This window comes from Kitasatospora sp. NPDC059327 (assembly GCF_042752535.1).
Lineage (GTDB): Bacteria > Actinomycetota > Actinomycetes > Streptomycetales > Streptomycetaceae > Kitasatospora.
Window position 1 is genome coordinate 1 of the sequence record NZ_JBHYYB010000031.1, and the last position, 25,910, is coordinate 25,910.

General features: G+C 73.5%; 25 protein-coding genes. 15 read left to right on the forward strand and 10 right to left on the reverse strand.

Annotated features, from left to right (window positions below; genetic code table 11):
- Window positions 1-154: 154 nt before the first annotated feature.
- The 6 genes from ACFXHB_RS20230 to ACFXHB_RS20255 are packed head-to-tail and all read right to left on the reverse strand — an operon-like array spanning window position 155 to window position 4,698.
- On the reverse strand, window positions 155-1,000 hold the full coding sequence (locus ACFXHB_RS20230; protein ID WP_380575954.1) for an urease accessory protein UreD: 846 nt from the start codon (window positions 998-1,000) through the stop codon (window positions 155-157).
- A complete protein-coding gene (gene ureG, locus ACFXHB_RS20235) occupies window positions 997-1,689 on the reverse strand; it encodes an urease accessory protein UreG (RefSeq protein ID WP_380575955.1) in 693 nt (230 codons plus the stop codon). Before ureG ends, ACFXHB_RS20230 begins: the two co-directional genes overlap by 4 nt.
- Window positions 1,679-2,344 (reverse strand): urease accessory protein UreF, encoded by a 666-nt coding sequence (locus ACFXHB_RS20240; protein ID WP_380575956.1) that lies wholly within the window; start codon window positions 2,342-2,344, stop codon window positions 1,679-1,681. The genes ureG and ACFXHB_RS20240 overlap by 11 nt, the downstream gene beginning before the upstream one ends.
- Window positions 2,344-4,080: an urease subunit alpha gene (locus tag ACFXHB_RS20245; RefSeq protein WP_380575957.1), complete on the reverse strand. Its 1,737-nt coding sequence runs from the start codon at window positions 4,078-4,080 to the stop codon at window positions 2,344-2,346. Before ACFXHB_RS20245 ends, ACFXHB_RS20240 begins: the two co-directional genes overlap by 1 nt.
- Window positions 4,073-4,399, reverse strand: coding sequence for an urease subunit beta (locus ACFXHB_RS20250; RefSeq protein WP_380575958.1), 327 nt, complete (start codon window positions 4,397-4,399; stop codon window positions 4,073-4,075). The genes ACFXHB_RS20245 and ACFXHB_RS20250 overlap by 8 nt, the downstream gene beginning before the upstream one ends.
- Entirely contained in the window at window positions 4,396-4,698 is a 303-nt protein-coding gene (locus ACFXHB_RS20255) for an urease subunit gamma (RefSeq protein WP_380575959.1), read from the reverse strand. The genes ACFXHB_RS20250 and ACFXHB_RS20255 overlap by 4 nt, the downstream gene beginning before the upstream one ends.
- A gap of 393 nt (window positions 4,699-5,091) precedes the next feature.
- Here ACFXHB_RS20255 and ACFXHB_RS20260 point away from each other — a divergent pair, with 393 nt between their 5' ends.
- Window positions 5,092-6,756, forward strand: a complete 1,665-nt coding sequence (locus ACFXHB_RS20260) for an APC family permease (protein WP_380575960.1) — start codon at window positions 5,092-5,094, stop codon at window positions 6,754-6,756.
- 309 nt (window positions 6,757-7,065) lie between these two features.
- On the opposite strand, the gene ACFXHB_RS20265 is transcribed toward ACFXHB_RS20260, so the two are convergent.
- Window positions 7,066-8,691 carry an FAD-dependent oxidoreductase gene (locus ACFXHB_RS20265; RefSeq protein ID WP_380575961.1) on the reverse strand — a complete coding sequence of 542 codons (1,626 nt, stop codon included), beginning with the start codon at window positions 8,689-8,691 and terminating at the stop codon, window positions 7,066-7,068.
- Between the two features lie 305 nt (window positions 8,692-8,996).
- On the opposite strand from ACFXHB_RS20265, the gene ACFXHB_RS20270 reads away from it, so the two are divergent.
- From ACFXHB_RS20270 to ACFXHB_RS20300, 7 genes are read left to right on the forward strand one after another with little or no spacing between them, the layout of a single operon-like run.
- Window positions 8,997-10,163: a SchA/CurD-like domain-containing protein gene (locus tag ACFXHB_RS20270; protein WP_380575962.1), complete on the forward strand. Its 1,167-nt coding sequence runs from the start codon at window positions 8,997-8,999 to the stop codon at window positions 10,161-10,163.
- 46 nt (window positions 10,164-10,209) lie between these two features.
- Complete coding sequence (locus tag ACFXHB_RS20275) at window positions 10,210-10,641, forward strand: cupin domain-containing protein (protein ID WP_380575963.1); 432 nt, start codon at window positions 10,210-10,212, stop codon at window positions 10,639-10,641.
- Complete coding sequence (locus ACFXHB_RS20280; protein WP_380575964.1) at window positions 10,638-11,894, forward strand: beta-ketoacyl-[acyl-carrier-protein] synthase family protein; 1,257 nt, start codon at window positions 10,638-10,640, stop codon at window positions 11,892-11,894. The genes ACFXHB_RS20275 and ACFXHB_RS20280 overlap by 4 nt, the downstream gene beginning before the upstream one ends.
- Before the next feature lie 5 nt (window positions 11,895-11,899).
- The gene (locus ACFXHB_RS20285; protein ID WP_380575965.1) at window positions 11,900-13,141 is read left to right on the forward strand and encodes a beta-ketoacyl synthase N-terminal-like domain-containing protein; all 1,242 of its coding nucleotides are present in this window, start codon (window positions 11,900-11,902) and stop codon (window positions 13,139-13,141) included.
- A 40-nt stretch (window positions 13,142-13,181) separates the two neighbouring features.
- A complete protein-coding gene (locus tag ACFXHB_RS20290) occupies window positions 13,182-13,442 on the forward strand; it encodes an acyl carrier protein (RefSeq protein WP_329490975.1) in 261 nt (86 codons plus the stop codon).
- 1 nt (window position 13,443) lies between these two features.
- The gene (locus ACFXHB_RS20295) at window positions 13,444-13,899 is read left to right on the forward strand and encodes an SRPBCC family protein (RefSeq protein WP_380575966.1); all 456 of its coding nucleotides are present in this window, start codon (window positions 13,444-13,446) and stop codon (window positions 13,897-13,899) included.
- A 5-nt stretch (window positions 13,900-13,904) separates the two neighbouring features.
- A complete protein-coding gene (locus ACFXHB_RS20300; protein WP_380575967.1) occupies window positions 13,905-14,234 on the forward strand; it encodes a TcmI family type II polyketide cyclase in 330 nt (109 codons plus the stop codon).
- A 98-nt stretch (window positions 14,235-14,332) separates the two neighbouring features.
- Here the strand turns inward: ACFXHB_RS20300 and ACFXHB_RS20305 are convergent, their stop codons facing one another.
- Window positions 14,333-14,980 carry a DUF4360 domain-containing protein gene (locus ACFXHB_RS20305; RefSeq protein ID WP_380576032.1) on the reverse strand — a complete coding sequence of 216 codons (648 nt, stop codon included), beginning with the start codon at window positions 14,978-14,980 and terminating at the stop codon, window positions 14,333-14,335.
- A gap of 302 nt (window positions 14,981-15,282) precedes the next feature.
- Here ACFXHB_RS20305 and ACFXHB_RS20310 point away from each other — a divergent pair, with 302 nt between their 5' ends.
- The 4 genes from ACFXHB_RS20310 (at window position 15,283) to ACFXHB_RS20325 (ending at window position 18,704) form a co-directional block, all read left to right on the forward strand.
- Window positions 15,283-16,581, forward strand: coding sequence for a tyrosinase family protein (locus ACFXHB_RS20310; RefSeq protein WP_380575968.1), 1,299 nt, complete (start codon window positions 15,283-15,285; stop codon window positions 16,579-16,581).
- 1 nt (window position 16,582) lies between these two features.
- Window positions 16,583-17,086, forward strand: a complete 504-nt coding sequence (locus ACFXHB_RS20315) for a hypothetical protein (protein WP_380575969.1) — start codon at window positions 16,583-16,585, stop codon at window positions 17,084-17,086.
- Between the two features lie 330 nt (window positions 17,087-17,416).
- Entirely contained in the window at window positions 17,417-17,806 is a 390-nt protein-coding gene (locus tag ACFXHB_RS20320) for a hypothetical protein (protein WP_380575970.1), read from the forward strand.
- Between the two features lie 220 nt (window positions 17,807-18,026).
- A complete protein-coding gene (locus ACFXHB_RS20325) occupies window positions 18,027-18,704 on the forward strand; it encodes a class F sortase (protein WP_380575971.1) in 678 nt (225 codons plus the stop codon).
- A 66-nt stretch (window positions 18,705-18,770) separates the two neighbouring features.
- On the opposite strand, the gene ACFXHB_RS20330 is transcribed toward ACFXHB_RS20325, so the two are convergent.
- Together ACFXHB_RS20330 and ACFXHB_RS20335 are read right to left on the reverse strand one after the other, a co-directional pair.
- Complete coding sequence (locus ACFXHB_RS20330) at window positions 18,771-19,802, reverse strand: methyltransferase (protein WP_380575972.1); 1,032 nt, start codon at window positions 19,800-19,802, stop codon at window positions 18,771-18,773.
- 126 nt (window positions 19,803-19,928) lie between these two features.
- Complete coding sequence (locus tag ACFXHB_RS20335) at window positions 19,929-21,011, reverse strand: nitrous oxide reductase family maturation protein NosD (RefSeq protein WP_380575973.1); 1,083 nt, start codon at window positions 21,009-21,011, stop codon at window positions 19,929-19,931.
- A gap of 502 nt (window positions 21,012-21,513) precedes the next feature.
- On the opposite strand from ACFXHB_RS20335, the gene ACFXHB_RS20340 reads away from it, so the two are divergent.
- From ACFXHB_RS20340 to sph, 3 genes are all read left to right on the forward strand, one after another.
- The gene (locus tag ACFXHB_RS20340) at window positions 21,514-22,476 is read left to right on the forward strand and encodes a deoxyribonuclease IV (protein ID WP_380575974.1); all 963 of its coding nucleotides are present in this window, start codon (window positions 21,514-21,516) and stop codon (window positions 22,474-22,476) included.
- 151 nt (window positions 22,477-22,627) lie between these two features.
- Window positions 22,628-24,724, forward strand: a complete 2,097-nt coding sequence (locus tag ACFXHB_RS20345) for an MMPL family transporter (RefSeq protein WP_380575975.1) — start codon at window positions 22,628-22,630, stop codon at window positions 24,722-24,724.
- 72 nt (window positions 24,725-24,796) lie between these two features.
- A complete protein-coding gene (sph, locus tag ACFXHB_RS20350; RefSeq protein ID WP_380575976.1) occupies window positions 24,797-25,804 on the forward strand; it encodes a sphingomyelin phosphodiesterase in 1,008 nt (335 codons plus the stop codon).
- Window positions 25,805-25,910: the final 106 nt, after the last annotated feature.

Below are 25,910 nucleotides of genomic sequence, written 5' to 3' on the forward strand. Positions count from 1 at the left end.
CCCCGGCCCCCTTCGGCTGCATCGACACCCCCACCCCCCCCACCCCACCCCCTCGGACTTCAAGACCACAACCAGGTCTTGAAGTCCGACGTCACGCACAACCCGAATTAACCAACAGCGTCCTCCGGAGGAGCGGCCCCCGTTCCGTACCCGCTCAGGCCCCGCCGAGCGCCCGCCGCAGCGCGAGCGCGTCGGGGGTGACGGCCGCGAGCACCTGGGCGTCGGGGTCGGACAGGACGAACAGCGCGGCGTCGCCGCTCGCGGGCGGCGCGGGCGGCGGGTGGCCGACGGTGAGCAGCTGACCGACGGCGCGGTGTCCGCCGAGGACGGCGGGTCCGTCCCAGCCGGGGGCGCCGGGGCCCAGGTCGGTCTGCTGGTCGAGCAGGAGCCGGCCGGCCCGGCGGACCGTGAGGCGGGAGGTGAGCCGGCCGGGACCGGCGGCGCGGGCCCAGTCGTGGTGGCGGCCGAGGACCTGCTCCTCGCGGTAGCGCAGCAGGGCTCCGGCGGCCAGGGTGATCCGGGTGTGCAGGACGAGGTGGCTGCCGGCGGCGGCGACCACCGGTTCGGGGCGCCAGTCGAGCCGGGCGCCCTCCCCCACGGTCAGTTCGACGTCGTACCGGGCCGGCCCCGGGCCGGGCAGGCTGATGGTCGCGGCCGCGCTGGTCACGGTGAGGGCCGCGCCGTCGGCCACCTCGACCGCGAGTGCCAGCCGGTCGCCGCCCAGCGGCGCGGCCATCGCCCCGACGATCACCACCTGGGCTCCGCCGTCCACGTCCCGGGTGCGCCGCGGGGCGAGCGGCCCGGCGCCGGACAGGACGGGCAGGGCGGTGGCGCCGCGTCCGTCCGGCTCGGCCCGGATCCTGGCCCGCGCCACCAGCGCGGCCCGGGGCGGGGCCGAGCCCGTCCCGTCGGAGCCGGTCGCGTCGGGCCCGGCCCGCCCCGTCGGGGCCGCCCCGGCCAGGACCGCCCCGGCCAGAACCGTTGCCCTGTCGGCCGTCACGGCCGGGTGCGCCAGTCGGCCAGCCGCTCCCGCACCCAGGCGGCGACCGGGGCCACGCCTTCGGGTGAGGTGAGCGCGGAGAACACGGTGGGCAGCGGGCCGCGTTGGGCGGCGGCGTCGCGGGCCATCACGTCGAGGTCGGCGCCGACCAGCGGGGCGAGGTCGGTCTTGTTGATCACCAGCAGGTCCGAGGTGGAGATCCCGGGGCCGCCCTTGCGCGGGATCTTGTCGCCGCCGGAGACGTCGATGACGAAGATCTGGTGGTCGACCAGCCCCCGGCTGAAGGTGGCGGTGAGGTTGTCGCCGCCGGACTCGACCAGGACGAGGTCGAGCGGCCCGACCGCCTCCTCCAGTTCCTCGACGGCCTCCAGGTTCGCGGAGATGTCGTCGCGGATGGCGGTGTGCGGGCAACAGCCGGTCTCGACGGCGGTGATCCGCTCGGGCGGCAGGACGGCGTTGCGGAGCAGGAACTCCGCGTCCTCGGTGGTGTAGATGTCGTTGGTGACGACGGCCAGCGACAGTTCCCCGCGCAGCAGGCGGCAGAGCGCGGCGACGGTGGCGGTCTTGCCGGAGCCGACCGGGCCGCCGAGCCCGATCCGCAGGGCGCGGCGGCGGGTGCCGCCGGTGCTGGTGTCGGTGTAGGTGTGGCGGGCGGGGGCGTCGACGGGGTCGGCGTGGTCACGATGCAAAGAGACGGACCTTCCAGGAGTGGTGCTGCTCGGCGTAGACGTCGAGCAGCGGCGCGGAGGCGGCGGGCAGCGCGTCCGGGTCCCCGCACAGGGCGGCGGTGACGGCGGCCTCGGCCACGGTGTCGAGTTCGGGAGCGAGCCGGGCCAGTGCGGCCGCGACCTCGTACGGGTCGAGGCCCAGGAGCCGGACGCAGGCGGTGGCCGGGCCGTTGACGCTCTCGTGGGCGGCGGCGGTCGCGGCCTGGACGGGGGTGAGCCCGGCGGCCAGGGCGGCGGTGCCGAGCACGACGCTCTGGTGCGCGCCGCGCGGGAACGCGGCCGCCAACCGGTCGAGCCCGGGGTGGGGCCAGGCCGCGCGGGCGGCCCGGAGCAGCTGGCGGCCGAGCCGGCGACTGGTGGCCCGGAGGGCGGGTGAGGGGGTGCGGGCGTCGGCGGCCGTGTCGAGCCGGTCGGCGTCCTGTCCGTCGGCGGCGGCCGCGGCCAGGGCGGCGGAGACCAGCCCGGTGGTGTGCAGCCGCCCGGTGAGGAAGGCCGTCATGCTCGTGGCGTCCTTCACCCGCCCGGCCCGGACGGCCGCCTCGGCGCCGCCGGAGTGGGCGTGCCCGCCGGCGGGGAAGCGCCCGTCGGCGAGCAGCAGCAGTGCCGCGAGGCCCATCAGAAGAGGAAGTACCGCTGGGCGAGCGGTAGTTCGACAGCCGGCTCGGGGGTGACGAGTTCACCGTCGATGGTGACGGCGAAGGTGTCGGGCTCGACCCGGACGTCCGGGCGGGCACTGTTGTTGACCATCTGCTCCTTGGTGACACCGCGGGTGTTCCGGATCGCGGTGAACCCCTTGGCCACGCCGAGCTGTTCGGCCAGCCGCTCGGGCAGGCCGTCCTCGATCGCGGCCGCGGCGGTGAAGTTGAGCGAGTTGGCCGCCGCCGAGCGCCCGATGGCGCCGAACATCGGCCGGGGCAGCATCGGCTGGGGCGTCGGGATGGACGCGTTGGCGTCACCCATCTGCGCCCAGGCGATCTGGCCGCCCTTGACCACCAGGTCGGGCTTGGCGCCGAAGAAGGCGGGCGACCAGAGCACCAGGTCGGCGAGCTTGCCCGGCTCGACCGAGCCGATCTCGCCGTCCAGGCCCTGGGCGACGGCCGGGTTGATGGTGTACTTGGCCACGTAGCGCCGGGCCCGGTGGTTGTCGGCCCGGCCGTCGCCGGCGAGCGCTCCGCGCCGCGCCTTCATCACGTGGGCGGTCTGCCAGGTGCGCAGGACCACCTCCCCGATCCGGCCCATCGCCTGGGAGTCGGAGCTGATGATGGAGATGGCGCCGAGGTCGTGCAGGATGTCCTCGGCGGCGATGGTGGACGGCCGGATCCGGGACTCGGCGAAGGCGAGGTCCTCCGGCACGTGCGGGCTCAGGTGGTGGCAGACCATCAGCATGTCGAGGTGCTCGTCGACGGTGTTGACGGTGTGCGGCCTGGTCGGGTTGGTGGAGCTGGGCAGCACGTTCGAGGAGCCGACCACGGTGATGATGTCCGGCGCGTGACCCCCGCCCGCGCCCTCGGTGTGGTAGGCGTGGACACCCCGGCCGGCGATCGCCGCGAGGGTGTCACCGACGAACCCGGCCTCGTTCAGGGTGTCGGTGTGGATGGCGAGTTGGGCGCCGGTCTCGTCACAGACCCGGAGGCAGGCGTCGATCGCGGCCGGCGTCGCGCCCCAGTCCTCGTGGATCTTGAAGCCGAGGGCGCCGGCCCGCAGCTGGTCGTGCATCGAGGCCCGGTTGACGGTGTTGCCCTTGCCGAGCAGACCGATGTTGACCGGCAGGCCGTCCAGCGCCGCGAAGACCCGCGCCAGGTGCCAGGCGCCGGGGGTGATCGTGGTCGCCTTGCTGCCCTCGGCCGGCCCGGTGCCGCCCCCGACCAGGGTGGTCACCCCGGAGGCCAGCGCCTCGTCCACCAACTGCGGGCAGATGAAGTGGACGTGCGCGTCGACGGCGCCGGCGGTGACGATCCGGCCGTTGCCGGAGATCACCTCGGTCTCCGGGCCGATCACCAGCGCGGGGTGGACGCCGTCCATGGTCTCGGGGTTGCCGGCCTTGCCGAGCGCGGTGATCCGGCCGTCCCGGATGCCGATGTCGGCCTTGACGACGCCCCAGTGGTCGAGCACCACGGCGCCGGTGATGACGGTGTCCGGGGCGCCTTCGGCGCGGCTGGTGCGGGCCTGGCCCATCGACTCGCGGATGACCTTGCCGCCGCCGAAGACCGCCTCGTCACCGCCCCGGCAGCGGTCCTCCTCGACCTCGATCAGCAGGTTGGTGTCGCCGAGCCGGACGCGGTCACCGGTGGTGGGCCCGTAGAGGTCCGCGTAGCGTTCGCGGGTCAGCCACAGGGCGGGGCGGTCAGTCATCGAGCGGCCCTCCCGTCTCGCCGCGCAGGCCCAGCACCTCGCGCCGGCCGGCGATCGGGACGAGTTCGACCTCCACCGGGATGCCCGGCTCGAAGCGGACCGCGGTGCCGGCGGGGATGTTCAGCCGCAGGCCGCGGGCGGCCGGCCGGTCGAACTCCAGCCCGGGGTTGACCTCGCCGAAGTGGTAGTGCGAACCGACCTGGACGGGCCGGTCGGCGGCGTTGACGACGGTCATCCGGGTGACGGCCAGACCGGCGTTGAGGCCGATCTCGCCCTCGCCGTGGAGGATCTGCCCCGGGATCGTCCGCTCGCCGTTCACTGGATCGGCCCGTGCACGGTGACCAGCTTGGTCCCGTCGGGGAAGGTCGCCTCGACCTGGACGTCCGGGATCATCTCGGCGATGCCGTCCATGACGTCGTCCCGGGTGAGCACCTCGCGACCGGAGTCCATCAGCTCGGCGACGGTCCGGCCGTCGCGGGCGCCCTCCAGGACGTGGGAGGTGATCAGGGCGACCGTCTCGGGGTGGTTGAGCCGCAGACCCCGGGCCCGACGGGAGCGGGCCACGTCGGCGGCCACGTGGATGAGCAGGCGCTCCTGCTCGTGGGGGGTGAGTTTCAAGTGCGCGCACCTTGGTGAGGGAGGTTCAGAGCGCGCGGACACGACGCTGTGCCGCGGTAGTGGCGCAAACGTAGCGGACGAACGGCCCGCCCGGGGGGCCACCTCACCGAGTCCGCCCGGTATCCCTATACGGCCGCCACCATTTCTATAACCCTATTTGCCATCAACATTGCCGGACCTTGTGCGGAAGCTCAATTCCCGCTCAGATGCTGAAACTACTGGCGAGTCTCGTAACACGCACATGAACACTGGGCCCCCTACCAGCGGAAATATCCCGCGAAGTAGGTAAACATTCAGTAATGAAATCTGTGCATAGGCCTATGAATACGCCTACTGTGTGGCAACTCTCCGCGCTCCGTCCGCCGGGGCCCCCACACCACAGAGAGATCTGGCATGGCATCCCTCAACCAGCTGTCCCCGCCGAGCACCGGCACCTCTCCCGACTCCGGGACACCCACCCACCGGTCCCTGCGGCGCGAGGTCGGCCTGATCGGCCTGCTGTGGGCCTCGGTCGGTTCGATCATCGGCTCCGGCTGGCTGTTCGGCGCAAAGAACGCGGTCATGGTCGCCGGCCCGGCCGCGCTCATCTCCTGGGGCATCGGCGCCGTCGCGATCGTGCTGCTCGCCCTGGTGCACGCCGAACTCGGCGGGCTCTTCCCGGTCGCCGGCGGTACCGCCCGCTACCCGCACTACGCCTTCGGCGGTCTGGCGGGCATGTCCTTCGGCTGGTTCTCCTGGCTGCAGGCCGCGACCGTGGCGCCGATCGAGGTCGAGGCCATGATCGGCTACGCGGGCCACTGGGAGTTCGCCAAGAGCTTCCTGAACGACAACGGCACCCTCACCACCAGCGGCTTCATCGTCGCCGTGCTCCTGATGGGCGTCTTCGTCGCGGTCAACTTCCTCGGTGTGCGGGTGCTGGCCCACACCAACTCGATCGCCACCTGGCTGAAGATCTTCGTCCCGCTGCTCACGATCTTCGTGCTCGCGCTGACCAACTTCCACGGCTCGAACTTCACCTCGCACGGCTTCGCCCCGTTCGGCATCAAGGGCGTGCTCGCCGCGATCAGCTCCAGCGGCATCATCTTCGCGCTGCTCGGCTTCGAGCAGGCCATCCAGATCTCCGGCGAGAGCCGCAACCCCAAGCGCGACATCCCCCGCGCGGTCCTCGGCTCGGTCGCCATCGGCACCCTGATCTACGTCCTGCTCCAGGTCGTCTTCATCGGCGCGCTGCCGATCAGCTCCTTCGCCAACGGCTGGGACAAGCTGGACTTCCCCGGCATCGAGGGCCCGTTCGCCGGCCTCGCCACCCTGGTCGGCCTCGGCTGGCTGGCCTGGGTGCTGTACTTCGACGCCATCGTCTCCCCCGGCGGCACCGGCCTGATCTACACCACCTCCACCTCCCGCATCTCCTACGGCCTGAGCAAGAACGGCTACGCGCCGCAGAAGTTCGAGCAGCTGGACAGCCGCGGCGTGCCGTGGTTCGGCCTGATCCTCTCCTTCGTCACCGGCGTCGTCTGCTTCCTGCCCTTCCCGAGCTGGCAGGAGCTGGTCGGCTTCATCACCTCCGCCAGCGTGCTGATGTACGCCGGCGCCCCGCTGGCCTTCGGCGCACTGCGCCGGCGCCTGCCCACCCGCGAGCGCTCCTACCGGCTGCCGCTCGGCGGTCTGATCTCCCCGCTGGCCTTCGTGGTCGCCAGCCTGATCATCTACTGGGCCGGCTGGCACACCCTGTCCCGGCTGGGCATCGCGATCGTCCTCGGCTACGGCCTGCTCGGCAGCTACGCCGCGTACGCGATCCGCAAGGGACTGCCGAACGCGCCGCGCCTGGACTGGCGCGCCGCCCAGTGGCTGCCGGTCTACCTGGTGGGCATCGGCCTGATCTCCTGGCAGGGCGGCTTCGGCGAGGGCCGGGGCACCATCCCGATGTGGTGGGACATGGGCCTGGTCGCCGCGTTCGCCCTCGCCGTGTACTTCTGGGCGATCCGGGTCGCGCTGCCGGCCGAGGTGATCGAGCAGAACATCGAGGACATCGAGGTGGTCGACGCGGGCGGCCACTGACTGTGCTGTCGCCCGCTCGGCTCCGGGCCGCTTGATCCGGTGCCGACGGTCGGCGCTCCGGGCGCCGCTCGTTCCTCGCGGCGTCCTCACTTGCCCTCCTGCCCGCCATCGGGCAGGAGGGGCCCACCCTTTCGGCACCGGCGCGGCCTTCGGCTCGGGGCGCGTCGGTGCGCGGCGGGGGTTCAGGCCCCCGGGCCGGGGTCGACACTCCCGGGGCGGGGGCTCGGACGTCCGGGCCCGGTCCCTGCGCCCGGGCCGGGGCACAGGGACCGGCGCGGCCCTACCGCTCGGGGCGAGGTGGGACCGCGTCTACAGCTTCAGCACCGTACGCAGCGCCGCCTCCACCGCCGCCTCCGGGTCCTCCGCCGCGTCGGGCGAACGCCAGGCGACGAAGCCGTCCGGGCGCACCAGCACCGCTCCGCCCGGCCGGACACCGTGCAGCTCGGCGAAGTCCGCGCCGGGCTCGGGTGCCAGGTCGTCCTCCGCGCCGGTGCCGATCCGGTAGGTGTCCAGCGGCACGGCCAGCCGGTCGGCCGCCCGGCGGGCGCCCTGGTGCCAGGCGGTGCCCTCGGGACCGGTCAGCAGCACCATCGCCTGCTCGTACAGGTCGAGGGTGGAGAGCTTGACGCCCGCCCGGAGCAGCCACTGGTGCGGCGCCCGGCTGCCGGGCTCGCCGGCCGACTCGAACGCCTCCGGGACCACCGGTCCGGCCGGGTCCGCCCCGGCCACCGCGCCCGCCGGGTAGCGGTAGCCGAGCGCCACCGCCAGCACCCCGGCCTGCCGCCCGACCCCGGGCACCACCGCGTATCCCGGGTGGCTGTGCTCGGCAGAGCGGGCGGAGGCCCGCGCCCCGGTGACCTCCGCGACCGGGCGGCGCTCCTGCCCGTACGTCTCCAGCAGCTCCGGCCCGGCCCAGCCGCAGAGCACGGCGGCCAGCTTCCAGGCCAGGTTGTGGGCGTCCTGGATGCCCGTGTTCGAGCCGAACGCGCCGGTCGGCGACATCTCGTGCGCGGAGTCCCCGGCCAGGAAGACCCGCCCGGCGGAGTACTGCCGCGCCACCCGCTCGGCGGCGTGCCAGGGGGCCTTCCCGGTGACCTCCACCTCCAGGTCCGGCACCCCGACGGCGGCCCGGATGTGCCGGACGCACCGCGCGTCGGTGAACGCCTCCAGCGGCTCGCCGTGCTCGGGGTGCCACGGCGCGTGGAAGACCCACTCCTCGTGGTTGTCCACCGGCAGCAGCGCGCCGTCGGCCTCGGGGGAGGTCAGGTAGCAGGCGATGAAGTGGCGGTCGCCCACCACCTCGGCCAGCCGCTTGGCCCGGAAGGTGATGCTGACGTTGTGGAACAGCTCGCCCTTGCCGGTCTGGCCGATGCCCAGCGCCTCCCGGGCCGGGCTGCGCGGGCCGTCCGCCGCGATCAGGTACTTCGCCCGGACCGTCCGCTCCTCCCCGGTCTCCCGGCTGCGCAGCAGCGCCGTCACCCCTTCGCCGTCCTGCTCGAAGGAGACCAGCTCGGTGCTGAACCGCAGATCACCGCCCAGTTCGCGGGCGGCCCGCAGCAGGACCGGCTCCAGGTCGTTCTGGCTGCACAGGCACCAGGAGCTGGGGCTGAACCGGGCCAGCCGGCCGCCCGGATCGATCTCCCGGAACAGCCACTCCTGCTCCTCGCCGGTCAGCGAGGGGGCCTGCAGGATGCCGTGGTTCGCGGCGAGCACCGAGGCGGCCTCACGGATCGCCGACTCGATCCCGGCCCCCCGGTAGAGCTCCATCGTGCGGACGTTGTTGCCTCGGCCACGCGGGTGACGCGAGGTGTCGGCGTGCTTCTCGACGAGCAGGTGTCTGACACCCAGTCGGCCCAGGAAGAGTGAGGCCGACAGCCCGACCAGCGAGCCGCCGACGATCAGGACCGGCACCCGGTCGTCAACCTTCGGATTCATCAATTGCTCCAGCCTGTACGGGGGTTCGCGGCCCGGCTGCGGGGCTCGGCGCCGCCCTCGGCGGGGCCTGCGCGCGCGTCGGCCCCGCTCTTGCATCCCCCGCGGCGAGTGCCTTCTGCCGCCACTTCGCCCGGATGGCCCGCATATCTCGCGCCACTCGTGGCGTCCGCGCACGATCGACCTCAGGCCTGGCCCCCACCCACCCGGGCCGACCGCCACCGCACCGTCCTCCCCCCGCCGGCCCGTCCGGACGGAAGCCGCCCGGCGCCCCCGGCGCGGGTGGCCCCGAAGCAAGAAAGTGAATCATGACGACTCTGTCCGAACCGCAGGCCGAACCGCACACCGAGTCCCACACCCGGCTCCGCGTGATGCTGATGCTGGAGATCAAGGACGGCGCCCAGCAGCGCTTCCTCGACGTGTACGAGAAGCTGCGCCACCAGGTGGCCTCGGTCCCCGGCCACGTCAGCGACCAGCTCTGCCAGTCGATCAACGACCCGAGGCAGTGGCTGATCACCAGCGAGTGGAAGGACCAGGAGACCTTCCTGAAGTGGGTGGACAGCCCCGCCCACCGCGAGATGGTCAAGCCGATGCACGGCTGCGTCAGCGACACCTTCCGCTCGCTGCGCTACTCCATCCTCCGGGAGACCTCCGCGGCCGGCGCCACCGGCACCCGCAAGCCGGTGGCCGTGCCGCCCGGCCTGCCGCGCACCGCGCCGGCCGGGCACGTCGGCCCGCCGCAGGCCGCCCCCGGCCCGGACGGGGTGGTCCGGCACGCCCTGACCTTCACCGTCAAGCCCGGCAGTGAGCACGAGGTGGCCCGGATCCTCTCCGGCTACACCTCCCCCAAGGCCGAGGTGGACGAGACCACCCGGCTGCGCCGCACCTCCCTGTTCATGCACGGCAACCGGGTGGTCCGGGCCGTCGAGGTGATCGGCAACCTGGGTGACGCGCTGCGCCACGTGGCGATGCAGCCCGAGGTCCGGGCGGTCGAGGAGGCGATCAACCCCTACCTGGAGGAGGCCCGCCAGCTGGGCGACCCGCAGGCGGCCCGCGCCTTCTTCGCCCGCGCGGCGCTGCCCGCCGAGCACCAGGCGATCGCCGGCTCCCCGGCCTCCGGCCGGCTGCACCGGCACGCCGTGCTCTACCCCGTCAAGCCGGGCGACGGCGCCGCGGTGGCCGCCCTGCTCGGCGAGCACGACAACCTGGCCACCGCCGACCCGACCGGGCCGGTCGCGGCGAGCACCGTCTTCCACCGGGAGGACGTCGTGGTCCGCCTGGTGGACCTGCGGGTCCCGGCCGAGGCCGAGCCGGCCGCCGCCCTCGGTGTGGCCGGCGAGCGCGAGGCGGCCGTCCTCGGCCGGCTGCTCGACCTCGGCCCCGAGGGCGACCTGCGGTCCGTCGCCGGCCTGAGCGCCTTCCTCGCCGCCCGCGCCATGAGCCCGGTCACCGACCGCAGCTCGCAGCTCACCTGACCGACCATCGGCCCCGCGCCGGCCCCGACACCCGAAGGAAGAAACCATGTCCACGCAGTACCCACGGATCGTGCACGTCGACGAGGCACCGGAGAACCGCCGCCGCGGCGGTGACCTGCGCGCCATGCTCACCCCGACCACCTGCGGCGCCACCAGCGGGTTCATGGGCCTGGCCATCGTGCGGCCCGGCGAGCTGATCGGCGAGCACTACCACCCGTACTCCGAGGAGTTCGTCTTCGTGGTCTCCGGTGACCTGGAGGTGGACCTGGACGGGGTGACCCGCCCGCTGAAGCCCAACCAGGGCCTGATGATCCCGATCGACATGCGCCACCGCTTCCGCAACGTCGGCGACACCGAGGCCCGGATGGTCTTCCACCTCGGCCCGCTCGCGCCCCGCCCGGAGCTCGGCCACGTCGACACCGAGGAGACCGACGGAGTGACCTCCGGCCCTCCGGAACACGCCAAGGTGGCTTCATGACACGGCGGGTCGCCGTCACCGGGATCGGCATCGTCGCGCCCGGCGGCGTCGGCGTACCGGCCTTCTGGCACCTGCTCACCTCCGGCCGGACGGCGACCAGGGGCATCACCCTGTTCGACCCCACCGGGTTCCGCTCCCGGATCGCCGCCGAGTGCGACTTCGACCCGGCGGCGCACGGCCTGAGCCCGGACGACGTCCAACGGGCCGACCGGTACGTCCAGTTCGCGATGGTGGCGACGGACGAGGCGATCGCCGACGCGGGCCTGGACCTGGCCGCGGAGGACCCGTGGCGGATCGGCGTCTCGCTCGGCACCGCCGTCGGCGGCACCACCCGGCTGGAGCACGACTACGCCCTGGTCAGCGCCGGCGGCGCGCGCTGGGACGTGGACCACCGGCGGGCCGAGCCGCAGTTGCACCGCGCCTTCGCCCCCAGCACGCTGGCCTCCGCGGTCGCCGAGCGCACCGGTGCGCACGGCCCGGTGCAGACCGTCTCCACCGGCTGCACCTCCGGGCTGGACGCGATCGGCTACGCCTTCCAGGCGGTCGAGGAGGGGCGCACCGACATCTGCATCGCCGGCGCCTCCGACTCGCCGATCTCACCGATCACCGTCGCCTGCTTCGACGCCATCAAGGCCACCAGTGAGCGCAACGACGACCCGGAACACGCCTCCCGCCCCTTCGACGCCCACCGGGACGGCTTCGTCCTCGGCGAGGGCGGCGCCGTCCTGGTGCTGGAGGAGCTGGAGCACGCCCGGCGGCGCGGCGCCCGGATCTACGGCGAGATCGGCGGCTTCGCCACCTTCGGCAACGCGTACCACATGACCGGCCTCACCCAGGAGGGGCTGGAGATGTCCCGGGCGATCGACGAGGCACTCGGGCACGCCCGGGTGGACCGCACCGACGTCGACTACGTCAACGCGCACGGTTCGGGCACCAAGCAGAACGACCGGCACGAGACGGCGGCCGTCAAGCGCTCGCTCGGCCCGCACGCGTACGAGACACCGATGAGTTCGATCAAGTCGATGGTCGGGCACTCGCTCGGCGCGATCGGCGCGATCGAGCTGGTCGCCTGCACCCTCGCCCTGGCCCACGGCGTGGTGCCGCCGACCGCCAACTACGAGACTCCGGACCCGGAGTGCGACCTCGACTACGTGCCGCGCACCGCGCGCGAGCTGCCGCTCCGTCACATCTTGTCGGTCGGCAGCGGATTCGGCGGATTCCAGTCCGCCGTCGTGCTCAACAGAACGGGGTGAGATCCATGACGTCACGTCAGCAGGGCCGCCGGGCGGTGGTCACCGGCCTCGGCGTGGTCGCGCCGAACGGCGTGGGGGCCGACGCCTTCTGGAAGGCCACCAGGCAGGGCGTGAGCGTCCTCGACCGGATATCCCGCGAGGGCTGCGCGGACCTTCCGCTGCGCATCGCGGGCCAGGTAAGGGACTTCGACCCGCAGTCCGTGATCGACAGCCGCTACCTGGTACAGACCGACCGCTTCACGCACTACGCGATGGCCGCCGCCGACCTGGCGGTGGCGGACGCCGGGTTCGTCCTCGATCCCGACCAGCCCTTCGGGGTGGGCGTGGTGACCGCGGCCGGCTCCGGCGGCGGTGAGTTCGGACAGCGCGAACTGCAGCAACTCTGGGGACAAGGACCGCAGTTCGTCGGCCCCTACCAGTCCATCGCCTGGTTCTACGCGGCCAGCACCGGCCAGGTCTCGATCCGCGGCGGCTACAAGGGCCCGTGCGGGGTGGTCGCCAGCGACGAGGCCGGCGGCCTGGACGCCCTCGCGCACGCCGCCCGCGCCATCGCGCGCGGCACCGACGCGGTGGTGGCCGGCGCGGCCGAGGCCCCGCTGGCGCCGTACTCGATGGTCTGCCAGCTCGGCTACCCCGAGCTCAGCCTCGCCGAGCGGCCGGACCGCGCCTACCTGCCGTTCTCCGCCGCCGCGAACGGCTTCGCCCCCGCCGAGGGCGGCGCGATGCTGCTGCTGGAGGACGAGGAGACGGCCCGCCGGCGCGGTGCCACCGTCCGGGCGTACCTGGCCGGGCACGGTGCCACCTTCACCGGTGCCTCCCGCTGGGCGGAGTCCCGGGAGGGGCTGGCCAACGCCATCCGGATCGCGCTCGACCAGGCCCGGATCGCCCCGGAGGAGGTCGACGTGGTCTTCGCCGACGCCCTCGGCGTGCCGGCCGCCGACCGTGCCGAGGCACTGGCCCTGGCCGATGCCCTCGGCCCGTACGCCGAGCGGGTGCCGGTGACCGCCCCCAAGGCCGGCACCGGGCGGGCCTACTGCGGCGCGCCGCTGCTGGACACCGCCGCCGCGGTGCTCGCCATGGAGGACGGCGTCGTGCCGCCCACCCCCAACGTCACCGAGGTCTGCCACGACCTCGCCCTGGTGACCGGCCGTGCCCGCCCGGCCGAGCTGCACACCGCGCTGGTGCTCAGCCGCGGGCTGATGGGCTCCAACTCCGCACTGGTGCTCCGGCGCGGCGACCGGCCCTGACCGAACGACCGCTTCCGCAACGAACTGAAGGGAACATCCCGTGAGCAACACCCTCAGCCATCCAGAACTCGCCGCACTGATCCAGGCCCGGGCCGGCGTGGTCATCGACCCGCTCGACCTGGAGCGCCCGGGCGCCAGCTTCGACGACTTCGGCGTGGACTCCCTCGGTCTGCTCGGCGTGGTCGGCGAGCTGGAGAACCGGCACGGTGTGAAGGTCACCAACGGAGCGGAGTCGGCGAAGACGCCGGCCGAGTTCCTCGACCTGGTGAACTCCTCGTTCGCCACGAAGGCCGGTGCCTGAGATGCCCGGACACACGGACAACGAGATCGTCATCGCCGCTCCGCTCGACCTGGTCTGGGAGATCACCAACGACCTGGAGAACTGGCCGCAGCTGTTCAGCGAGTACGCCTCGGTCGAGGTGCTGGAGCGGGACGGCGACAGCGTGCGCTTCCGGCTCACCATGCACCCCGACGAGAACGGCCAGATCTGGAGCTGGGTCTCCGAGCGCACCACCGACCGGGCCTCGCTCGCGGTGCGGGCCCGCCGGGTCGAGCCCGGCCCGTTCGAGTTCATGGACATCCGCTGGGAGTACGCGGAGGTCCCGGCCGGCACGAAGATGCGCTGGGTCCAGGACTTCGCGATGAAGCCCACCGCGCCGGTCGACGACGACGGCATGGTGAACCACATCAACCGCAACTCGCGCGTCCAGCTGCAGCTGATCCGCGAGAAGGTCGAGAAGCAGGCGGGGGAGGTCTGAGCCGGATGCACCGCACACTGATCGTCGCCCGGATGAAGCCGGACGCCGCCCACGGCATCGCCGAGGTGTTCGCCGACTCCGACCGGGGCGAACTGCCGGACCTGATCGGCGTCACGGGGCGCAGCCTCTTCCAGTTCGGCGACGTCTACCTGCACCTGATCGAGGCGGACCGGCCGCCGGGCCCGGCGGTCGCCAAGATGGTCGGGCACCCGGAGTTCCGGGGCATCAGCGACCGCCTCACCCCGTACGTGCAGGCCTACGACCCGGCCACCTGGCGGGGGCCCAAGGACGCGATGGCGCACGAGTTCTACCGGTGGGAGCGCGGCACGGGCTGACCGCGCCGTTCCCCGCAGCGGGCCGCCCCCCGGCGCAGGTCGGGGGGCGGCCCGCCGCGTGCGGGCGGCGGTTCCGCCGGGCCCGCGCGCGGCGCCCGTCAGGGGCATTCCTTCCAGGCGAGGTGGTAGGTGGTGTTGATGCTGCCGTCGGTGGAGTCCATGGTCATGAAGCTGGTGGTCCGGGTCGGGTCGGAGGTGCCGGCGTTGACCCGGAGTTCGGTGTTGATGTTGAAGTTGCGGAGCTCTCCGCAGGGCGCCCAGACCAGGGCCGCGACGCCGACCCTGTCGGTCGCCTGCCAGTCGTCGTCGATCGGCCCGGTGAAGCGGTGGCTGAGCCGGGTGGTGTCGGGCGAGCCCTGGAAGTAGTAACTCGCCCGCTGCACCGCGCTCGCCCCCTTCTCCAGGTGCGCGAAGCCCCGGTAGTCGGTGGCGGCCACCGCGTAGGTGAAGCCCTGCGGGACGTGGACGTTCAGGTTGAGCTGACAGTTCTTCCGGGAGTCGGTGGGCTTGGAGCCGATGCCCACCTGGGCGATGTACTCGCTGTAGGTGACGGTGAAGGCCGTGTTGTCCGGGGAGACCGCGACGGCGGCGGTGCCGGCCCGGCAGCCGGAGCCGTTGACGGTGGCCACGTCGATGACGATCTTGTCCGGCGGCGGCGTGGTCCAGCCGGTGGCGGTGGTCGCGCTGCCCACGCCGGCGAGCGAGGAGCCGAGCAGCGCCGCCGCAGCGCCGCCGACGGCCATCATGCGTACAGTCACGGGGACTTCCTTCCGTTGGCCCGCCGGTTCCGGGCCGCGCACCCCCACGTGCGGGCCATCCGACGAGTTGTCGAGTACATGTCATCACTGGACGGCCGGTGCGGCCAGGGGCGCGCGACGGCGCATCGAGAGGCGCCGGGGCGGCCGGGCCCGCGCCGGGTGGTACTCCACCCGGACGGCGAGCGGCCGGGTGGTACTCCGCCCGACTGTACGGAGGCCGCGCCGCACCGCACGGCTGCCTCGGGCGGTCAAGTGGTGCGCATACGTTGTGCCGCAACGGAGGTGACCCCATGACCAAGAGCCGACGCGACATCAACTCCCTCAGCCCCGCCGAGCTCGACGACTACACCCACGCCCTCGGGATCCTGCGCGCGCGGTCCGCCGCGGACCCGTCGGACGTGACCGGCTACGACTTCCAGGCCGCGCTGCACAACGACTTCTCCGTGGGCCCGTGCGAGCACGGCACCGACCAGTTCCTGCCGTGGCACCGGGCGCACCTGTTCTACTTCGAGAAGCTCCTCCAGGAGTCCGACCCGCCGCGGACGGCGAACGTCACGCTGCCGTACTGGGACTGGCTGCACCCGCAGGCGAGCGGGAAGTTCCCGCCCGCGTTCGCGACGCCCGAACTCACCGAGAACCGCAACTCCGACCCGGTGGACCTGCCTCCCGACACCCTGACGATCGTCACGACCGAGACCGACCAGGGCTTGTTCAGCGGCTTTCCGCCGGCCCACCCGGGAGCCGACTTCGGGCGCCTCGAATCCGGCCCGCACAACTTCATGCACGGCAACTTCATCGGCGGCCTGATGGCGAACCCGTCGAGGGCCGCGCTCGACCCGATCTACTTCAGCTTCCACAGCTTCATCGACCTGCTCTGGGCCGAGTGGCAGCGGCGCAACGGATCGCCCCCGCTCACCTCGCCCGACCACACGCTGCGCGGCTTCGACTCCCAGCCCCAGCACACGACGGCCGAGTTCGCCGACACCGTGGCCCTGGGCTACGACTACGCGCTCACCGACCGGCTCAAGGCGGACTTCGGGGTCCCGGTCCCGCAGCCGGTCACCCGCCGGCTGCTGGCGACCGAGCCGTTGAGCCTGATCTCCGCGCCGAACCTGACGGCCTCACTGCGGAGCAACTCCCGGGCCACGTTCGGCCTCGCGGCGCCGCCCGCCCGGGGAGGGAAGATCGTGGTGCGGCTCGACGACCTCAAGGTCCCGGTCGCCGGCAGCTACGTGCTGCGCGCCTACCTGCACCCCGCCGACGTCGAGTTCCGCGTCGACGACCCGGCCTTCGCGAGCCGTTACGGCGTCGGCTACGTCGCGATGTGGAGGTCGCACCACGGGCCCGCCGGCGGCGACCACGCGCCCGGCCACGCCGGCGGAGCCGGGCCGCACTCCCACCACCCGGCCGAGTGCAACGCGCGCTTCGACATCACGGCCGCCCTCGACGCCTCGGACGCCGCCCCCGAGAACCTCGTGCTGACGCTCCAGTACCAGCCGTCGCCCGGCCCCTACGGGCAGCCGCAGGAAGCACCCGGGCTGCTCGACGAAGTCGCCCTGAAGGACGTCCTGTTGGAGGTGTACAGCTGAGATGCGCACGCCCGTCTTCGAACTCCACATCCAGCCCATGTTCCGGTCGATCGACCGGGCCCACATGACCTTCTTCACCGACCTCTGGGACTACGACTCCGTGGTCGCCAACGCCGACGACATCCTCTCCCGGATCGACGGCACGGGGATGCCACCGGACGAGACCGGCGGACCCTGGCCCGACGAGTGGATCGCCGTGTTCCGCCGCTGGCACGCGAGCGGCCACAAGCGCCTCCAGCTCGGCACCGCGACCTTCGCCTTCAGCCACACCGGCCCCAACAACTCCGTCACCGCGACCGGCACCCTGCCCGCCGCCGGGTTCAACGGCTGGCTCCAGCTGGAGAAGGAGACGGACACCGCGAAGACGTACGTCCTCTACTACGAGGCGCCGGACACGCCCGTCCCCGGTACGCCGCCCGCGTTCGCCCTGAAGGAGCGCTACCCCGACAGCGACACCCGCTCGGTGTTCGCGCGGGACAGCACGGGTGTGCAGCAGCTGCACTGAGCCGGCGCCGGGCCGGCGGCACCGCGGCGGCTCCGGGGCGACCGCCCCCGGGGCCGCCGCTTCCCGCCGTCCTGCGCCGGGCCGCGGGTGCCCGCGGCCGCCGGGACGGGCCCGCACGGGGCCCGGATACCGAATCACCCGGATCGCCGGGCCACTCGGGTGAATACCCCCGGGAGTCCACTCGAAGGGCGCACCGCCACGACGGTGACCGTCGTCCTCCGGTGGCAGTGGCCGCCCCGGTGGATGACGGTGGTTCAGGCGCACCCCGTGAGTCCCCTTGCCCGACGACGTGTCGGGCGGTCGCGGTCCCGCGCCGGAAGGATCGTCCCCATGCGTTCTGCACGCACGCTGCTCGCCGGAGCGGCCGTCGCCGCCGCACTGACCGTCGCCGCCCCCGCCGCCTACGCGGACGGCTCGGCCGACAAGAACCTCACCTGGCAGGAGAAGCAGGACAAGGCCGCCAGCCCGGACGGGCAGAAGACCTGGGAGGAGAAGCAGGACAAGGGCTCCTCCTCGTCCTCCTCCGAGAAGGACTACAAGGGCGGCGAGGAGCACAAGGCCGAGGAGAAGACCCCGCACGGTGGCGTGCACACCGGCGGCGGCGGCCTGGCCCTGTCCGGCGGCGGCCTCGCCTCCGGCGCCGTCCTGCTGCTCGGCGGCCTCGGTGCCGGCGCACTCGCGCTGCGCCGCGGCCGCCGCACCAGCGGCGCGGCGATCTGACCCGGCGCCGCCGCGCAGCCTCCCCGCCGTGGCCACCGCGCTGAGCGGCGGCCACGGCGGGAGCACGTGCGGCGCCGCTCCGGACCACGCGACGCGGCCCGGGCGGTGCCGTCACGGACTCCCCCGCCGGTCGCGGGCCGGCGGCCACCGGGTCGGGGCACGACCCGGTGGTCCGCCGGCACCGTCCCGACCGTCACAGGCCTGACCTAGGAGTGGAACGATGGCCGGTCCGGCCGCTGGAACGTCCCGGTTGCTGCGCGCGGGTATGGGCGCCGCGGCCGTCGGCCTGCTGCTGATCTACAACTCCGTGGACGTGGCCCCCTCGTCCGGTCCCGGACCGGGCCAGGCGGCTCCCCCGGCCGCCACCGCGAGCGCGTCCCCCGGTGACGCGGCCCCGGCCGCCAAGCCCGCCACGCCGGCCGCGCCCGGGCTGAAGCGGGCCAAGCCGACCCGGCTGCGGATCCCGCAGATCGCCGTCGACGCACCCTTCACCGAGCTGACGGTGAACCCGGCCGGGGAGCTCAACGCACCGCCGCCGGAGGACAAGAACCTGGTCGGCTGGTACCGCGACGGCGCCTCGCCCGGCGAACGCGGCGCCGCCGTGGTGGCCGGGCACGTGGACACCACCAAGGGCCCGGCCGTCTTCCTGCTGCTCAGCCTGCTCGTCCCCGGCAACAAGGTCGAGGTGCAGCGGGCCGACGGGACGGTCGCCGTCTTCTCGGTGGACTCGGTGGAGACCTTCGCCAAGAACGCCTTCCCCGACCAGCGGGTGTACGGGAAGACCGCGGACTCCCAGCTGCGGCTGATCACCTGCGGCGGCGTGTACGACAAGAAGCGCAAGGACTACCTGGACAACGTGGTGGTCTTCGCGCACCTGGAGTCCTCGCGCAAGGCCTGAGCCCGGACGTCGAGCGACCGCCGGTCCCCGCTGCGGGGGCCGGCGGTCGCTTCGGTGCGGCGGCGGTCAGCCGCGCACGGTGGCCTCGAAGGCGTGCAGGTAGGGGTTGACGGGGCGGACCTCGGCCACGTCCAGACCGGCCTCCGTCATCAGCCGCACCAGGCTCTCCTTGGAGTGCTTCGCACCGCCGACGTTGAGCAGCAGCAGCAGGTCCATCGCGGTGGTGAAGCGCATCGAGGGGCTGTCGTCGACCAGGTTCTCGACCACGACGACGCGGGCGCCCGGGCGGGCTGCCAGGACCACGTTGGCGAGGGTGCGACGGGTGCTCTCGTCGTCCCACTCCAGGATGTTCTTGATGATGTAGAGGTCGGCGTGGACCGGGATGTCGACCCGGCAGTCGCCGGGGACCAGCGCGGCCCGGGCCGCGAGGGCGCCGCCGTCGCGGAGCCGGGGGTCGGCGCCGGCGACCACCTTGGGCAGGTCGAGCAGGGTGCCGTGCAGCGCCGGGTGCTTCTCCAGCAGGCTGGCCAGCACATGGCCCTGGCCACCGCCGATGTCGACCACCGAGTCGATCCCGGTGAGGTCGAGGTACTCGGCGAAGTCCGCGGCGGACTGCCGGCTGGAGGTGGTCATCGCCTTGTCGAAGACCCTCGCCGAGTCCCCGCCCTCGCTGTGCAGGTAGTCGAAGAACTCCTTGCCGAACAGCTCGGGGAAGACGTTGCGGCCGGAGCGGACGGCCTCGTCCAGCTTCGGCCAGGCCTCCCACGTCCACGGCTCGGTGCACCAGAGGGAGATGTAGCGCAGGCTGTTGGGGGCGTCCTCGCGCAGCAGGCGGGACATCTCGGTGTGCTCGAAACGGTCGTCGCCCGTCTCGTGGAAGATGCCGTAGCAGGTGAGGGCGCGCATCAGCCGGCGCAGCGGCTTGGGCTCGGTGTCGAGCGCGGCGGCGAGGTCGGTGACGGTGGTCGGGGTGTCGCCGAGCGCGTCGGCGACCCCGAGCCTGGCGGCCGCGCGGACGGCGGCGGCGCAGGCGGCGCCGAAGACGAGCTCCCGCAGGCGCATCGCGGCCTGCGGGGTGGTGGCGGGTGCGGTGGTCATGGGCCGTCCTTCTGCAGGGGGAATGGGGCCGGGGTTCCGGGGGCGGGCCGGGCGCCGGGGCCGAGCGGCTCGGCCCCGGCCGGAGCGCCCGGAGGGTGCGGGTGGTGGCGCGGGTGGTGGCGCGGGTCAGCAGTGGCCGGCCGGCTCGGAGACCGCGCACTGGTTGCGCGCGAAGGAGTTGGAGGTGCCGGTGTCACGGTCGGCGAGGTCGGCCGGGCCGTTGCCGGCCAGGTGGTTGCCGGTGACGGTGTTGCGCGCGTTGGCCACGCCGACCACGCTGCGGAAGAGCACGATGCCGCCGGACATCGGCGAGGCACCGACGTTGTCGGACACCTCGTTCTCGCTCACCGTGGTGTCCTCGGCGCCGGTGAGCAGGATGCCGGTGCCCTGGATGGCGTCGAGGCGGGGGTTGGGCGGGCAGTACTTGTTGTTGGCGACGACCCGGTTGCGGCTGACCGTGAGCGCCCCCGCCCGGGGGACCCCCTCGTCGCCGACGATGAAGACACCGCCGCAGTTGCCGTGGATCTCGTTCGCCTCGACGCTCAGGTCGCGCAGACGGCGGACGGTGACGCCGATCCGGTTGTCGGTGAGCAGGTTGCCGCTGACCACGGTGCCGTCGGTGGTGAGGGCACCGCCCTCGCTGTCCACGGAGTTGGCGAGGAAGACGCCGGACTGGCCGTTGCGGGTCGACGCGTTGCCGCTGATCACGGCCCGGGTGGACTTCTCCTGGCTGATGCCCTGCTGTCCGTTGTCGTGGACGTGGGTGGCGCGCACGGTCATGCCGTCGGTGCCGGAGGCGTTGATGCCGTTCTTGCGGAAGCCGGTGACCGCGAGGGCCTCGATCGTCACACCGGTGAGCGGCCGGTCGTCGGCTCCGACGACGCAGAGGCCGTGTCCGGCGGTGGCGCAGGCGTTGGCGTCGGCGGCGTCACCGGGGGCGATCACGCTGTCCGGGCCGGCGCCGCGCAGGGTGAGGCCCGGGGTGGTGATCCGGACGCTGCCGAGGTAGGTGCCGGGGAGCAGCTGGACGGTGTCGCCGGGGAGGGCCTCGTCGACGGCCTGCTGAATCGATTCGCCCGGCTGGACGAGGTGCAACGTCTCCGCGGCGTGCGCCGAGGGGGCGGCGCCGAGCGCGGCCAGGGCGGTGGTGAGGGCGGTGGTGGCGGCGGCGGTGGCCGCGGCGAGGTGGTGGACCCGTCGCGTGGGCATGAGGTGATGACCTGCTTTCTTGCGCGCTCGCGGGGACGCCGGCGCGGTGACACGGAGTGTGCGGGGCATGACGGCCGGTGGGTGTCGGCCGAATCGACGCTATGGGCGCACGGGGGGCCTCGCCACCAGGGCTGGGCTGCGGGACTGACGGGGCGTCGGCCAGGTGGCGGGCCCGTCGGCGTGGCGCGGGGGGGGCGGGAGTGCGGGGGGCGGGAGTGCGGGGGCTGGGCGCGGGGTGCGGGGTACGCGGGGTGCGCGGGGTGCGCGGGGTGCGCGGGTCGAGCGTCTCCACGGTTCGGCGGTGGCCAGGACCCGCTCCACCGAGTCGCCGATCCACTACGGATCGTGACGCGGCCAGGCCCGGCCGGCCTGGAGTTCACCCCCTCGGTTCACTCGATCGTGGACGGAGGATCGGCGGTCCACGGGGTCCGTCCGCACCCGGCGGACGGACCGGACCCGCCTGGCCGCCGGACCCATCGGCGCGCGTGGCATGCTCGGGGCCATGAACACCGCCGTCGCCGCGCCGCCCACCGCGGCCGTACCGCCCACCCCCGCCGCCCGCAACCCGATCGGCGCCCATGTGCCGGTCGCCGCCCGCGGACTGGCCGGTACCGGGCTGGCGTACGCGCGGCGGGTCGGTGCCGAGACGGTGCAGGTGTTCGTGGCGAACCCGCGCGGCTGGGCCACTCCCCCGGGCAACCCCGCCCAGGACGCGGAGTTCCGCGCCGCGTGCGCCGAGCAGGGCATCCCGGCGTTCGTGCACGCGCCCTACCTGATCAACTTCGGCTCGGACAACGCGACGACCCGCGCACGCTCGGCCGAATCGCTGCGGCACTCCCTGCTGCGCGGCCACGCGATCGGCGCCGCGGGCGTGGTGCTGCACACCGGTTCGGCGGTCGGCACGGCGCCGGGCGGCGGCTCGCGGCGGGCCGAGGCGATGGCCCAGGTCCGGGCGGACGTCCGGCCGCTGCTGGACGAGCTGGACGCACTCGGCGAGGCCGCGCCCCGGCTGCTGCTGGAGCCGACGGCCGGTCAGGGCAGCTCGCTCTGCTCACGGATGGAGGACCTGGCCGGGTACCTGGACGCGCTGGACGGCCATCCCCTGGTCGGGGTCTGCCTGGACACCTGCCACGCCTTCGCGGCCGGCCACGACCTGGCGGTCCCGGGCGGCGTCGGCGCGGCACTGGACGCCCTGGTGGCGGCGGCCGGGCCGGACCGGCTGCGGCTGATCCACGCCAACGACTCGGAGGACGCGGTCGGCGCGCGCAAGGACCGGCACGCCAACATCGGCGCCGGACTGATCGGGGCGGAGCCGTTCCGTGAGCTGTTCGAGCACCCCGCGACGGCCGGCGTCCCGCTGCTGGTGGAGACGCCCGACCGCAAGCACGGTGGCGACGGCACCGGGCACGCGATGGACATCGCGGTGTTGAAGGAGCTGCGGGCGCGGGCGGTCGTACCCGCCTGACCGACCGGCCCGCCGGCGCCCGGGGGCCGGTCGGGGCCGGTCGGGGCCGGGGAGCACCGGCGGATCCCCCGGGCGAGCGACCCGGGCTGCCGGGTCATGGGCGCGGTGGCAGGCTGGAACGACTGATGCCCGAGGCCCCTGGGGGTTTCCGATGAGCCCGACCCGGAATCTGGCCGCGCTGCCGTGCGGCCGGCGCAGCAAGTGGGTGGTCCTGGCGCTGTGGCTGGTGCTGCTGGTGGTGGCCGGACCGCTGGCCGGCAAACTCACCGACGCCGAGGACAACCAGGCCTCCAGCTGGCTGCCGGGCAACGCCGAGTCCACCCAGGTGCTGAACGAGCAGCGGGCCTTCCAACCGGTGGACACCGCACAGGCGGTGGTGGTGTACCAGCGGACCGGCGGGATCACGCCCGCCGACCGGGTGGAGGCCGCCCGCGACGCGATGGCGTTCGCCACCGCCCCGCACGTCCTGGGGCCGGTGGTCGGTCCGGAGCTCTCGGCCGACGGCCAGGCGATGCAGACGATCGTGCCGGTCGACATCGGCACCGGCGGCTGGCAGGACCTGCGCCCGGCGGTGGACAGCATGCGGGCGACGGCAGCCGCCGACAGCATGGGGATGACCACCCACGTCACCGGACCGGCCGGGGTCGGCGCCGACCAGGCCGAGGCCTTCGCGGGCATCGACGGCACCCTGCTGGCCGCCACCGTCACCGTCGTGATCATCCTGCTGCTGCTCACCTACCGGAGCCCGGTGCTCTGGGCGCTGCCGCTGATCTCCGCGGCGGGCGCCCTCGTCGTCGCCCAGGCGGTGATCTACCTGCTCGCCGAGCACTCCGGGCTGACCGTCAACGCGCAGAGCGCCGGCATCCTGATCGTGCTGGTGCTGGGCGCGGGCACGGACTACGCGCTGCTGCTCACCGCCCGCTACCGGGAGGAGCTGCGACGGCACGAGGACCGGCACGAGGCGATGGCGTTCGCCCTGCACCGCGCCGGGCCGGCCATCCTGGCCTCCTCGGCCACCGTGGTCGCCTCGATGCTCTGCCTGCTGATCGCCGAGATGAACTCCACCCGTGGCCTCGGCCCGGTCTGCGCGATCGGCGTCCTGGTGGCCCTGGCGGCGATGCTGACGCTGCTGCCGGCCCTGCTGGTGGTCGTCGGCCGCTGGGTGTTCTGGCCGGTCAAGCCCGCGTTCGGGACACCGGAGCCGACGAAGACCGGCCGTTGGGCGCATGTCGGCACCTGGATCGGCCGCCGTCCGCGCAAGGTGTGGATCGGCACCGCGCTCGCGCTGGGGGCCTGCTGCGTCGGGCTGGTCTCGCTGAACGCCACCGGTCTGAGCACGGCCGGCTCCTTCACCGGGACGCCGGACTCGGTGGTCGGCCAACAGGTGCTGGAGCAGCACTTCCCCGGCGGCACCGGCGCTCCGCTGACCGTCATCAGCGGGGCCGCCGAGGTCGGCGCCGTCCGCGCGGTCGCGCAGGAGACGCCCGGGATCGCCGGGACATCGGCACCGACCGCGCACGAGGGGCGGGCGCTGTTCCAGGCCACGCTCGCCGATCCACCGGACAGCCAGGCCGCCAAGGACACCGTGGACCGGGTGCGGGCGGCCGTCCACGCGGTACCGAACGCCGACGCCAAGGTGGGCGGCAGCACGGCGGTGATCCTGGACGCCGGACGGGCCGCCGGTAACGACAACCGGGCGATCATCCCGCTGGTGCTCGGCGTGGTGCTGGTGATCCTGGCCCTGCTGCTGCGGGCGGTCACGGCTCCGCTCGTGCTGATCGCCACCGTGGTGCTGTCGTACGCGGCGGCGCTCGGGATCAGCGTGTTCTTCTTCGAGCACGTCTTCCACTTCGAGGGCCAGGACAACGCGTTCCCGCTGTTCGTCTTCGTCTTCCTGGTCGCGCTCGGGATCGACTACAACATCTTCCTGATGACCCGGGTGCGGGAGGAGTCGGCGCAGCACGGCACCCGCCAGGGGGCGGTGGCCGGGCTGGCCGCGACCGGTGGGGTGATCACCTCCGCCGGGCTGATCCTGGCCAGCACCTTCGCGGTACTCGGGACGCTGCCGGTGGTGGGCTTCGCCGAGATCGGTTTCGCGGTGGCGCTCGGGGTGCTGCTGGACACGCTGGTGGTGCGTTCGGTGCTGGTCACCGCGCTGACCATGGACCTGGACCGGCACATGTGGTGGCCCGGGAAGTTGTCCACGCAAGTTCGCGATCCGGCAGTCGAGTTGGACAGACAGCTTTAAGTTACCGCCGAGTTCATACGGTTATCGTCGAACGTCTTGCCGGGCGTGGCCGGGGGCGCGTTGACTGCGCGCATGCCAACTCCCTCCGCCCTGCCCCGCGCCGCGCGCGCGGCCGCCGCCTGCGCCGTCGCCGCCGCCCTGCTCGTTCCCTGCGCCGCCGCACAGGCCGCGACTCCCCAGGCCGCGGCCACGACCGCCGCGCCGACGGTGGCACCGCTCGACGTGCTGACGTACAACGTGTTCCTGATGAGCAAGAACCTGTACCCCAACTGGGGCCAGGACTACCGGGCGAAGGCCATCGCCGCGGCCGACGTCTTCCGGGGCCACGACGTGGTGGTGCTCCAGGAGGCCTTCGACAACGCCGCGTCCGACCTGCTCACCTCGCAGGCCTCGGCCGCGTACCCGTACCACACGCCGGTGGTCGGCCGCTCGACCAGCGGCTGGGACGCCACCGGCGGCAGCTTCAGCTCGACCACTCCGGAGGACGGCGGGGTGACGCTGCTCAGCAAGTGGCCGATCCTGCGCAAGGAGCAGTACGTATTCAAGGACGCCTGCGGCAGCGACTGGTGGTCGAACAAGGGCTTCGTCTACGCGGTGCTGAACGTCAACGGCCAGCGGACGCACGTCATCGGCACGCACCTGCAGTCCACCGACACCGGCTGCTCCGCCGGTCAGCCGGCGGCGATCCGGGCGGCGCAGCTCAAGGCGATGAAGTCCTTCGTCGACGGCAAGAACATCCCGGCCGCCGAGCCGGTGCTGATCGCGGGCGACCTCAACATCGACTCCCACGGCAGCGAGTACCCCTCGCTGCTGGCCAACGCGAACGTGGCGCCCGCCGACACGCGCGACGGCTGGGCGAACTCCTTCGACACGGTGGACAACTCGATCGCCGCCTACCGCTACCCCGGCGAGCCGAAGGAGGACCTGGACTACGTCCTCTACCGGGCCGACCACGCGCGGCCCGCGAGCTACACCAACACGGTGGTCCGCTCGCACAGCGCGCCGTGGACGGTGAGCAGTTGGGGCACGAGCTACACCTACAACGACCTCTCCGACCACTACCCGCTGACCGCCCGCTAGGCCGACGGGTCGGCGGGTCGGCGGGCGGTGGGGGCGGGGGGCGGGCGGGGGGGGGGGGGGCGCGGCCCCGCCCCCCGGGGGGCCGGGGCGCGGGGGCGCCCCGCGG